The organism is Rhodococcus sp. (in: high G+C Gram-positive bacteria), assembly GCF_049286785.1.
GTDB lineage: Bacteria > Actinomycetota > Actinomycetes > Mycobacteriales > Mycobacteriaceae > Rhodococcus_F.
The window spans coordinates 1-10,904 of the sequence record NZ_JBAQEO010000846.1 but is presented as its reverse complement, the minus strand read 5'-3'; the positions used below and the strand labels follow the sequence as shown (position 1 = coordinate 10,904).

The following is a 10,904-nucleotide window of genomic DNA, read 5'->3' as shown; positions in this document are numbered from 1 at the left end:
CCATGACCGAGCCCGGTACCGGCAGCGACCTGCAGGGCATCAAGACACGCGCCGTGCGCGACGGCGACGACTGGGTGCTCAACGGATCCAAGACGTTCATCACGAACGGTATCAATGCAGACCTCGTGCTCGTGGTTGCCTGCACCGACCCCGACAAGGGTGCACAGGGATTCAGCATCCTGGTGGTCGAGCGTGGCATGGAAGGTTTCGAACGCGGTCGCAACCTCGACAAGATCGGGATGAAGGCTCAGGACACCGCGGAGTTGAGCTTCACCGACGTGCGCGTCCCTGCCGCCAACCTTCTTGGCGAAGAGGGGATGGGCTTCATCTACCTGATGAAGAACCTTCCGCAGGAACGCCTCTCGATCGCTGTGGTCGCGGCTGCCGCCATGGAGTCCGCGCTCGACATGACGATCCAGTACTGCCGCGACCGCAAGGCGTTCGGCAAGTCGATCGGAAGCTTCCAGAACACGCGGTTCGTGCTCGCCGAACTCGCGACCGAGACCACGGCGGCCCGCATCATGGTCGACAAGTTCATCGAGCTCCTCAACGACGAGAAGCTGTCCGTGCAGGAAGCTGCCATGGCCAAGTGGTGGACCACGGAGGCTCAGGTTCGGCTCATCGACCGTTGCCTGCAACTCCACGGCGGCTACGGCTACATGAAGGAATACCCGATCGCCAAGGCGTACATGGATTCTCGTGTGCAGACCATCTACGGTGGAACGACGGAAATCATGAAAGAGATCATCGGTCGCGGTCTCAACCTCTGAGACGTCGCCGCACAAAGCGAAGCGAATAAGAGCCCGCGGCAATGCCGCGGGCTCTTTCCGTGTGAGCGCCTGCTGTCAGATCTTCCGCATTACGGTGACGACCTTTCCCAGGATGACCGCGTCGTTGCCGGGAATGGGATCGAAGAGGGCGTTGTGCGGCATCAGCCACACCTCGTTCTCGGTGCGTTTGAACGTCTTCACCGTGGCCTCGCCGTCGATCATGGCGGCGACGATGTCGCCGTTCTCCGCTACGTTCTGCTGACGGACCACCACCCAGTCGCCGTCACAGATCGCCGCATCGATCATCGATTCGCCGACGACCTTCAGCAGGAACAGCGAGCCCTGACCGACAAGTTCGCGGGGCAAGGGGAAGACGTCTTCGATGGCTTCTTCGGCGAGAATCGGGCCGCCCGCCGCGATGCGGCCGAGGACCGGGACGAAGGTCGGTTCGGGCAATGTTGCCTCGCCGGATCCAGCGAGGGCAACGGTCCCGATCCGTCCGGCGACTGCCCGGGCGTTCGCCGCGGCCCCGGCAGCTACCTCTTCGAGGCCGCGCACGTCGACGGCGCGCGGACGATTGGGGTCGCGGCGGAGGAAACCCTTGCGCTCGAGGGTCCGTAACTGATGGGCAACGGAGGACGTGGACGTGAGGCCCACCGCGTCGCCGATCTCACGAATGCTGGGTGGGTAGCCGCGTTCGTTGACCGAGGTGCGGATCACCTCGAGGACCCGCCGCTGCCGGTCGGTCAACCCGGCGGTGGCCCCACCGCTCCCGTGTGGAGTCGAACCATCGGTCGAGCTGTCGTCCTTCATGGCGAGGTGCCTCCGTCTGTGTAAATTCCGCGAGGTAGTGCTCTGTGCGGTATGGGTCCTGTGTGGCTGCTGTGCCGTATGACAGGAATCTAGTCCGCTTCTCGCGCAGTTTCAAACATCTGTTCGACACGTGTCGTCGGAATCGAAGACTTTGTCGGAGGGTCGTGGTAGAAATCGAACATGTGTTCTTTCGAACGCGTGATCGAACACCTGGCATGATCGATCCGACAGACCACCGGAGGTTCCGATGAGCAACGCAGTTCTCCCTCGGCAGGCACTTGTCGAACAGCAGGCAGCACTGGGCCGGGCTGGCATGGGAGGGTCGTCTCGCACCACCCCGCGTCGGCGCGTGGTCCCGAGGACCGATCGGGACGTCCGGCGTCCGGCGCCCGGATCGGTCACGCACCGCGGCTCCTACGTGGGAGTCTCCCGAGCCGACCACGAGCGGGACACCGTAGACGTGAGCTGGCGAATGGTCCTCGCTTCCGTCGTGATCACGGCGGCGGTGTTGTGCGGGCTACTCGGGATCGCGCAGCTCGCGACCACGGATGGGCCCGGAGCGTCGGGGGCCACGGAGGTGATTCAGGTCGAGTCCGGCGACAGCCTCGCTGCGGTGGCCGCCCGCCTCTCACCGGACTTGCCCGCTGAACAGGTGATCGACCACATCATGAGGCTCAACGCCATGTCGAACTCGGCCGTGTACCCCGGCCAGAGCCTGATCGTTCCTTCGATCGCATCTCGCTGATCGTGGTGGCGCTGCATGATCGTCTTTTCACGCGAACGAGTAGTCTCGGATGCTGTCAGTTCCACCACTTCCAGTGGTCGAGACGAGATCGTGCATCCGCAGCGTGAATCCGCATTCGCCGGTTCGCTGTCAGGGGAGGCGCGCAGTCGCGACCACGACGGCTACGACGAAGGAATCGCCATGCACTGCCCGTTCTGCCGGCACCCCGATTCGCGTGTGGTCGATTCGCGTGAAGCGGACGAAGGGCAGGCCATTCGGAGGCGCCGCTCGTGCCCCGAGTGTGGCCGCAGGTTCACCACCGTCGAGACTGCTGTGTTGTCTGTGGTGAAGAGGAGTGGGGTCACCGAGCCGTTCAGCCGGGAAAAGGTGGTGCAGGGAGTACGCCGTGCCTGCCAGGGCCGGCAGGTCGACAACGATGCGTTGAATCTCCTTGCGCAACAGGTCGAAGATGCTGTTCGCGCATCAGGATCAGCCGAGATCCCCAGCAACGAGGTCGGGCTCGCCATACTCGGACCGCTACGCGACCTGGACGAGGTGGCGTACCTTCGCTTCGCCTCCGTGTACCGGTCGTTCAGCTCCGCAGAAGACTTCGAGCGTGAGATCAAGGAGTTGCGGGCGCATCGCGAGTCCCTCGACGAGGCCTGACCTGCGCGCTGTCAGCGAACTTTGGCAATCGCGGCGAGGACGCGCTTCTCCGATACCGGGGTGGGCGTTCCGAGCGTCTGCGCGAAGAGACTGACGCGAAGTTCTTCGATCATCCAGTGAATCGCATCGACCTCGGGCGAATGGTGACGTTCCTCCGGTAGTCCCGACAGCATGCGGTCGTACGCCGCATAGATGCGGTCCAGCACGTCCATTCCCTTCCGGTCCCGAAGCGCACTCCCGGGAAGCGCCTGGAGGCGGGCAACGGCAGCCGCAAGGTAGCGCGGAAGCTCGCGCAGACGGGTGGTGCCGGTGTCGGTCACGAAACCGGGGAACAACAGCGATGCCCGCTGTTCCCGCACGTCGTCGAACGGCTCGCCGCCGGATCGTTCGAGGATGACGGAGAGTCGATGATCTTCTTCGAGGATCGGTGCGACCTGCCGGAGGAGCACCGCCACTTCCCGCGCCAACTGCGACCGCGCCTTCGCGACGAGTGCATCGAACTCCTGCGGCGTGTGCACTGTTGTTCCCTGGGTCGCGATCAACTGGTTCGCCGCAGCGGCGCGGCAATCGTCGATGAGGGCGTCGAGACTGCCATCGGGGTTCTGGCCCAGCGCGAGACGCTGGGCATTGCTCAGTCCTGAGATGAGCGTCTTGGCCTGTGTGGGAACAGCCGCGAGTAGGAGGCGCCGTGTGCCCGCGAGCATCGCGGCGCGTTGAGCGGCCGGCGTACTGAGTACACGGACGGCGACACCGTCACCTTCCGGCACCAGAGCGGGATAACCGGTGACCGTCTGTCCACCGATCTTGCGCGTTACGGTGGCATCGAGAGCACCCAGTGTCTTCATCGTCCACGTGAGCGCCGGCGGCCGTTCCGCATTGGATGCGGCCTTCGCGACCTCCACTTGCACGCGTGGTGCCAGCGCTGCGCGCAGGCCCGCCAGATCCTTGCTGCGCCCGAGGACCTTCCCGCCTTCGTCGACGGCCGCGAACGTCATCCGGAGATGGTCGGGGAGTGCGGTGACGTCGAAATCCTTGGGGTCGATACGACACGCACCGAGGCGGGACAGCTCGCGCGCCATCGCCGTGACGAGTGGTTCGGAGCGAGGTTTCACCGCGGCGAGAGCTGCGGCGGCGAAGTCCGGTGCGGGGACGACCTGTCGGCGAACCGTCTTGGGAAGAGTCTTGATCAGCGCGGTCACCAGCTCCACCCGCATTCCGGGTACCAGCCAGTCGAATCCCACCGGCCGCACCCCCGCCAGGAGAGCGACCGGGATGCGGGCTGTGACGCCGTCTTCCTCCTTGCCGGGCTCGAACTGATACGTGAGCGGGAATTGGATCTCGCCCTGGCGCCAGGCATCCGGGTACTCACCGCCGAGCACCACGGCGGAATCCGCGTTGACCACCGTCGATTGGGTGAAAGTGAGCAGGTCGGGCGTCTTACGGCGCGTCACCTTCCACCACGAATCGAAGTGGCGTGCGGACACGGCCTCGGCGCCCACCCGCTGATCGTAGAAGTCGTACAGGGTGTCGTCGTCGACGAGGATGTCGCGTCGCCGGGCGCGATGCTCGAGCTCTTCGACATCCTCGAGAAGCGCACGGTTGTCGTGAAAGAACTTGTGCTGGGTGTGCCATTCGCCCTGCACGAGTGCATGGCGGATGAAGAGCTCTCGAGACGTCTCGGGGTCGATGGAGCTGTAGGTGACCTCTCGCCGCGCGACGAGGGGAACCCCGTAGAGCGTGACCCTCTCGTAGGCCATGGCGGATCCGCGTTTCGAAGACCAATGTGGTTCCGAGTACGTGCGTTTGATCAGGTGAGGGGCGAGCTTCTCGGCCCATTCGGGTTCGATTCCGGCGGACATCCGGGCCCATAACCGCGACGTCTCCACGAGTTCCGCGGCCATCACCCAGCGCGGGGGCTTCTTGAACAGGCTCGATCCGGGAAAGATCGCGAACCGGCTGCCCCGGGCGCCGAGGAAGTCACGTTTGTCACCCTCGCGAAGACCGATGTGGGACAACAGACCGGCCAGGAGGGATTGGTGGATCGAGGCCTCGCTCGCGGCGGTGTCGGTGACCTCCCACCCGAGCCCGCGCGTGATCTGGCGGAGCTGACCGTGTAGATCCTGCCATTCCCGGATGCGGAGCCAGTGCAGGAACTCGTTGCGGCACATCTTTCGGAACTGGTTGGAAGACAGGTCATTGCGTTGTTCGCGGAGGTATTTCCACAGCTGGAGGTATGCGAGGAAGTCGGAGTTCTCCACGTTGAAGCGGGCGTGCTTCTCATCGGCGGCCTGCTGGAATTCGGCGGGCCGCTCGCGCACGTCCTGGATCGAGAGCGCCGAGACGATGACGAGCACTTCGGCGAGACACCCGTTCCGGTGGGCCTCGACGAGCATCCTCGCCATCCGCGGGTCGACCGGAATCTGCGCGAGTTCGCGCCCGACCGCCGTGAGCGTGGGTAGTTCGCCCTGCGGCGCGCGTTCGATGGCACCGAGTTCTTCGAGTAGGCCGATTCCGTCGCGGATGGCCCGAGGGTCGGGCGGTTGCACGAAGGGGAATGTGGCGATGTCGCCGAGACCGAGCGCGGTCAACTGCAGGATCACGGAGGCAAGGTTGGTGCGCAGGATCTCCGGTTCGGTGAACTCCGGCCGGGATTCGAAGTCTTCTTCCGAGTACAGCCGGATGCAGATACCCTCGGCGACCCGGCCGCAACGCCCGGAGCGCTGGCGGGCCGAGGCCTGGGAGACCGGCTCGATCGGGAGGCGCTGAACCTTGGTGCGCACCGAGTATCGGGAGATGCGGGCAGTTCCCGGGTCCACCACGTAGCGGATGCCCGGCACCGTGAGCGAGGTTTCGGCCACGTTGGTCGACAGGACCACCCGTCGACCGGTGTGGGCGCTGAACACCCTGTGCTGCTCCGCCGCGGACAGGCGGGCGTAGAGGGGGACGATCTCGGTTCCACGTAACCTTTTGTCACGCAAAGCATCTGCGGTGTCACGAATCTCCCGTTCGCCGGACAGGAAGACCAGGATGTCTCCGTCACCCTCTGCGGACAGTTCTTCGACCGCCTCACACACCGCGTCGACGGGATCTCGATCGAAGGTCTGATCGCCCACTTCGATCGTGAGCGGGCGATAACGCATCTCTACGGGGAACGTGCGTCCGGAGACCTCGACGATAGGTGCGGGCACACCGTCGACGGCGAAGTGCTGGGCGAACCGCTCGGGATCGATGGTGGCCGAGGTGATGATGACCTTGAGGTCGGGACGGCGGGGGAGTAGCTGACGCAGATATCCGAGGATGAAATCGATGTTGAGGCTGCGTTCGTGGGCCTCGTCGATGATCAGGGTGTCGTAGCGGCGCAGCATCTTGTCGCGCTGGATCTCCGCCAGCAGAATGCCGTCGGTCATCAGCTTGACGAGGGTGCCCTCGGACACCTGGTCGGTGAAACGGACGGTATAGCCGACGGTGTCACCCGGTTCGCTGTGGAGTTCCTCGGCGATCCGCTCGGCGACCGTCCGCGCCGCCAGGCGCCGCGGCTGGGTGTGCCCGATGAGTCCGCGGACACCCCGACCGAGCTCGAGACAGATCTTCGGGATCTGCGTGGTCTTGCCCGAGCCCGTCTCGCCCGCGACGATGACCACCTGGTGTTCGGAGATCGCGGCCGCGATGTCGTCGCGGCGCCGGCTCACCGGCAGGGTGTCGGGGTAGTCCACAGTGGGCACGCTCGCCCGTCGCCGGTCGATGCGTGCGCGGGCAGCGGTGATCTCGCCGGACAGCGACGACAGCGCCTGCGGGGTGCGCGCGCGATCCAGCCGCCGGCGTAGCCGGTGTTCGTCGCGCAACGTGAGTTCGCCGAGGCCGGACTTCAGTTCCTGTCGGCTGGGTGATGTGGTGGACATGCTGGTGACCAGCCTAGCCAACCTGCTGCGTCGCGCTGCGCGCCGGGACGTCTCGGCGCAGGTCGTCGTCACGGCGAGGGCCGGGAGGGACCGAGGTCACGCTCACCGTGCGCGCTCGCCGCGTTATCCTCCAGGACGACCGACGTCGGCACGGGCGGCCGTGTCATGACAACGGTGGGGAGAACATGTTCGACGAGTTCGCGGGTGAGGACTTCGACCTGCTCAGCCGGGCGCGCAGCGGCGTGGTCGCTGCCGACGACGGTGTCCCGCTGGCGGTACGTGAGGTGGGACCGGCGTATGCCCCGCTGACGGTGGTCTTCGTGCACGGTTTCTGCAACCGGATGACCGGCTGGCATTTCCAGCGGGTCCAGCTCGAACGGACGTGGGGCCGCACGATCCGGATGGTCTTCTTCGACCTGCGTGGTCACGGCGATTCCGGAGTTCCTCGCCGCACCAGCTGCACGATCCCTCAGTTGGCGCGCGACCTGGATGCCGTGCTCCGTGTGCTCGTGCCGGACGGCCCGATCGTGCTCGTCGGTCACTCCATGGGCGGCATGGCCGTGCTGTCGTACGCCGGGCAGCATCCGGACCTCATCGGTTCCCGTGTGGTCGGTGTCGGGCTGATCGCGACCGCTGCGGGAGCACTGGGTGAGACGGGCCTCACCCGAACCCTGAACACCCCGGTCGTTGCGGGTTTCAGTACGGCTGCCCGCGCGCTGCCGAGAGTCGTGCAGGGCGGCCGCGGCGCCGGGAAGAGGGTCCTGGCGCCGATTCTGAGGTCGGCGTCCTTCGGTGACCGGACCATCAGTCCGGCCATCATGTGGCATTCCGAACAGATGATCAACGACACGCCGCTGAAGACCCTGGTCGACTTCCTCCCCTCGTTCAAGAATCACGACGAGACGGCGGCGGTGCCGTTGCTGGCGCCGATCCCCACACTGGTGCTGTGCGGTGACCGGGACCTCATGACTCCGATCCGCTACTCGACGAGCATCGCGGAGCAGTTGCCCGACGCGGAGCTCGTGAAGGTGCCGGGCGCAGGGCACATGGTGCACCTCGAGCGTTCGCAGCTCGTCTCGGAGGCTCTCGATCGCCTTCTCACCAGATCGGTCGAGACGCTCCCTGCGCCCACCGTGTGGACGGACATCGTCGAGGCCGCCATCCGACACGTCGGGCGTGCTCGGTGCTGGATCTCCCGCGTCCGGCAGGGCCTCTGTCGGCGCCGCTGACCGACTGACCGCCCGCCACGGAGTCGGACAGATCGTGCATCCGTGTACGTGGCTATAGTCGCGGGGGGCGGATCACATGAAGGGACGGGCATGGCTTCGGCGCTGTGGCACGGGTTTGCGGATATGGGTTCGATCGAGCGAAAGGGCGCGTTCGTGGTGTCCCGCGGCGAGGGGGCCTACATCTGGGACGACCAGGGCAACCGCTATCTCGATGCGACGGCGGGCCTGTGGTTCACCAACGTCGGCCACGGGCGTGCGGAAATTGCCGACGCGGTGGCGGAGCAGCTCCGGAAGCTGGCGCACTTCTCGAACTTCGGGGACTTCGTGCCCGAGACCACCGCGACACTGGCAACGCGGCTTGCCGGACTCGCGCCGGTGCCGGGTAGCAAGATCTTCTTCACTTCCGGCGGTTCGGATTCGGTCGACACGGCGGCGAAGCTGGCCCGCCGGTACTGGCACGAGATGGGTAAGCCCGCCAAGACGATCGTGGTCGGCCGGCAGAAGGCATATCACGGCATGCACGTCGCCGGAACCGCTCTGGCCGGAATCGCGGTGAACCGCGAGGGCTACGGCGAGTTGATGCAGGACACCGCGACGGTGACATGGGACGACGCGAAGAGCCTGCTCGAGCTCATCGAGAAGTTGGGTGCAGACAAGATCGCAGCCTTCTTCTGCGAGCCCATCATCGGGGCGGGCGGTGTGTACCTTCCCCCCGACGGTTATCTCACCGAGGTCCGTGACATCTGCCGCGAGCACGACATCCTGTTCGTCGTCGACGAGGTGGTCACCGGATTCGGCAGGATCGGTGGTGAGTGGTTCGCGTCGTCGCGCTTCGACCTCCAGCCCGACATGATGACGACTGCGAAGGGTTTGACCTCGGGTTATGTCCCGATGGGCGCGGTCTTCATCGCTCCGCGGGTGGCCGAACCGTTCTTCTCGGGTGGCGTCTGGTGGCGGCACGGATACACCTACGGTGGGCACGCGGGTGCCGCAGCGGCTGCCCTCGCGAACCTCGACATCATCGAGCGTGAGGATCTCCTCGCGGAATCGAAGCGGCTCGAGTCCTCGTTGCACGAGCATCTGGCTCCGCTCGCCGATCATCCGCGAGTCGAGGAAGTGCGCAGCGGTCTGGGTGCGGTGGCCGCGGTTCAGCTCGCCGACCCTGCGGAGGCCCTGCCGTTCGTGAACACCCTTCGGGAGTACGGGATTTCGGGACGTGCCGCCGGTCAGGGTGCCATGCAGATCTCGCCGTCGTTCGTGATGACGGACGATCAGGTGGCGTCGCTCGCCGACGGGATCCGCAGGGCCCTCGGCTAGTCCGACTTCCGGATCGATCCGCGGACGCGGCGCAGTGCAACGGAGAGCCGCTCGCAAGTGGTCGGCGGGGTCAGTGAGATCTCCTTCTGCCCGTCACGTGCCGCGTACGCGCGTGTATAGCGTTCGTGGAGTCGATCGCGCACCTCGTCGGGCGTGTAGGCCTTGCGCCGTCTATCGGCCCTCACCGTGAGAACACCGGTCGCCGCTACGCCCACCACGCCGGCGAGCCCGACGAGTTTCCACCACTGTCTGCCCTGAGATCGCATCGTCCTAGGCTAGGTCCTATGGACACGCGAGGGTATTCGGACGCACGACACCACGGTTCGCGGATCGCCCTCGATGCCGCGGTGGAGGTGACCCGTACCGGGGACATCTGGATCTTCCGCGGGGCTTCCCGGTCGGATCGGGCCATTCAGACTCTGACCAACAGTCCGGTCAACCACGTGGGTATGGCGGTGGTGCTCGATGACCTGCCGCCGCTGATGTGGCACGCGGAACTCGGACATTCCTTGCAGGACATGTGGACCGGCCGATTCCAACGCGGTGTTCAGCTCCACGACCTCCGTGACGCGGTTCAGGTGTGGGGCGCGCGCTACGGGCAGCGCGGATGGCTGCGCCAGCTCGACGCACCGGTGACCCGGGAGCAGGAAGACGCGCTGTTGCGCACGATCGCCCGGCTGGACGGGACACCGTTTCCGTCGACCGCGACACTCGCATCGCGATGGTTCGGAGGGCGGCTGGCCGGTCGTCGGCGCCGCAATGGGGGTCAGTCGGCGAGCCTCGAAAGTGCCTACTGCGCCGAGGTGGTGGCCACGACGTACGAGGAAATGGGTCTGCTCAGCCCGCGCCGCCGGACCAGTTGGTACGACCCCGGCAAGTTCTGGAGCGGGGACCGATTGCCGCTCGTTCCCGGTATTGCTCTGGGCGACGAGATCGAGGTCGTCCTCGGTGATGCGGATCTCGCGGCGGGACGGGACAAGCGATCGGCCTCAGAGAGTGCGTGATTTCTCCGGACGAACGCGTCCACCGACCTCGATCCATCCCCCGGGATCGTAGGTGGTCCGCAGCTGCGAACCCTTTCCCTGAGTGATCAACAGTGCGTGGCGGAGGTGCTCGGTGATCCGGACTGCTGCCGCTCCGGTGGCCTCGTCCTCGGCAATCCCCAGGTCGGGCGCGAACATCCGGCTTCGGATGGAATGTTCGACCTTGTCGCTCCACGCCCAGACGTAGTGGTGGCCTTCGCCGAACTTCTTCGGATCCGCTGTCTCCACCTCACGCACGGAGTTCATCGGATACAGCGAGAACTCGGGCGCCCAATCGGCTCGGGCGCGAACCCAGGTGATATCACCGGACCGCCTGGTGGCGACGAGTCCCGCGGGAACGTCGAGAGAGGAGACCGTGGCGCCCCGCTCGGACAGCCACCACGACAAGCCGACAGTGGGATGCCCCGCGAAGGGGAGTTCGCGGGTAGGGGTGTAGATCGAGG

General features: G+C 65.8%; 10 protein-coding genes. 6 read left to right on the top strand and 4 right to left on the bottom strand.

Translation table 11 applies throughout. From position 1 onward, the window contains the following. The coding region (locus WAW17_RS30230) for an acyl-CoA dehydrogenase family protein (protein ID WP_422336532.1) at positions 1-770 on the top strand (770 nt) is incomplete at its 5' end. Positions 771-845: 75 nt separating this feature from the next. On the opposite strand, the gene lexA is transcribed toward WAW17_RS30230, so the two are convergent. Next, positions 846-1,583, bottom strand: coding sequence for a transcriptional repressor LexA (gene lexA, locus WAW17_RS30225; protein ID WP_422336531.1), 738 nt, complete (start codon positions 1,581-1,583; stop codon positions 846-848). Positions 1,584-1,830: 247 nt separating this feature from the next. Between lexA and WAW17_RS30220 the strand changes: the two genes are divergently transcribed. Both WAW17_RS30220 and nrdR read left to right on the top strand, forming a co-directional pair. Beyond that, the gene (locus WAW17_RS30220; RefSeq protein WP_422336530.1) at positions 1,831-2,328 is read left to right on the top strand and encodes a LysM peptidoglycan-binding domain-containing protein; all 498 of its coding nucleotides are present in this window, start codon (positions 1,831-1,833) and stop codon (positions 2,326-2,328) included. Between the two features lie 180 nt (positions 2,329-2,508). Beyond that, positions 2,509-2,973: a transcriptional regulator NrdR gene (gene nrdR, locus WAW17_RS30215; protein WP_422336533.1), complete on the top strand. Its 465-nt coding sequence runs from the start codon at positions 2,509-2,511 to the stop codon at positions 2,971-2,973. An 11-nt stretch (positions 2,974-2,984) separates the two neighbouring features. Here the strand turns inward: nrdR and hrpA are convergent, their stop codons facing one another. Further along, a complete protein-coding gene (hrpA, locus tag WAW17_RS30210; RefSeq protein ID WP_422336529.1) occupies positions 2,985-6,872 on the bottom strand; it encodes an ATP-dependent RNA helicase HrpA in 3,888 nt (1,295 codons plus the stop codon). A 185-nt stretch (positions 6,873-7,057) separates the two neighbouring features. Here hrpA and WAW17_RS30205 point away from each other — a divergent pair, with 185 nt between their 5' ends. Together WAW17_RS30205 and WAW17_RS30200 are read left to right on the top strand one after the other, a co-directional pair. After that, the gene (locus WAW17_RS30205; RefSeq protein ID WP_422336528.1) at positions 7,058-8,101 is read left to right on the top strand and encodes an alpha/beta fold hydrolase; all 1,044 of its coding nucleotides are present in this window, start codon (positions 7,058-7,060) and stop codon (positions 8,099-8,101) included. 90 nt (positions 8,102-8,191) lie between these two features. Then, positions 8,192-9,418: an aspartate aminotransferase family protein gene (locus WAW17_RS30200; protein ID WP_422336527.1), complete on the top strand. Its 1,227-nt coding sequence runs from the start codon at positions 8,192-8,194 to the stop codon at positions 9,416-9,418. On the opposite strand, the gene WAW17_RS30195 is transcribed toward WAW17_RS30200, so the two are convergent. Next, positions 9,415-9,684: a hypothetical protein gene (locus tag WAW17_RS30195; RefSeq protein ID WP_422336526.1), complete on the bottom strand. Its 270-nt coding sequence runs from the start codon at positions 9,682-9,684 to the stop codon at positions 9,415-9,417. The two genes, WAW17_RS30200 and WAW17_RS30195, sit on opposite strands and share 4 nt — an antisense overlap. 18 nt (positions 9,685-9,702) lie before the next feature. Here WAW17_RS30195 and WAW17_RS30190 point away from each other — a divergent pair, with 18 nt between their 5' ends. Next, entirely contained in the window at positions 9,703-10,422 is a 720-nt protein-coding gene (locus WAW17_RS30190; protein ID WP_422336525.1) for a hypothetical protein, read from the top strand. On the opposite strand, the gene WAW17_RS30185 is transcribed toward WAW17_RS30190, so the two are convergent. Further along, positions 10,408-10,904 (bottom strand): PhzF family phenazine biosynthesis protein (locus WAW17_RS30185; RefSeq protein WP_422336524.1); only part of this gene is annotated, 497 nt, incomplete at its 5' end. The two genes, WAW17_RS30190 and WAW17_RS30185, sit on opposite strands and share 15 nt — an antisense overlap.

Excerpts from the sequence above, each read along its gene's own strand:
- WAW17_RS30195 (WP_422336526.1), bottom strand. The coding sequence starts at position 9,684 with ATGCGATCTCAGGGCAGACAGTGGTGGAAACTCGTCGGGCTCGCCGGC.
- WAW17_RS30205 (WP_422336528.1), top strand. The coding sequence starts at position 7,058 with ATGTTCGACGAGTTCGCGGGTGAGGACTTCGACCTGCTCAGCCGGGCG.
- WAW17_RS30220 (WP_422336530.1), top strand. The coding sequence starts at position 1,831 with ATGAGCAACGCAGTTCTCCCTCGGCAGGCACTTGTCGAACAGCAGGCA.
- WAW17_RS30190 (WP_422336525.1), top strand. The coding sequence starts at position 9,703 with ATGGACACGCGAGGGTATTCGGACGCACGACACCACGGTTCGCGGATC.
- hrpA (WP_422336529.1), bottom strand. The coding sequence starts at position 6,872 with ATGTCCACCACATCACCCAGCCGACAGGAACTGAAGTCCGGCCTCGGC.
- WAW17_RS30200 (WP_422336527.1), top strand. The coding sequence starts at position 8,192 with ATGGCTTCGGCGCTGTGGCACGGGTTTGCGGATATGGGTTCGATCGAG.
- lexA (WP_422336531.1), bottom strand. The coding sequence starts at position 1,583 with ATGAAGGACGACAGCTCGACCGATGGTTCGACTCCACACGGGAGCGGT.
- nrdR (WP_422336533.1), top strand. The coding sequence starts at position 2,509 with ATGCACTGCCCGTTCTGCCGGCACCCCGATTCGCGTGTGGTCGATTCG.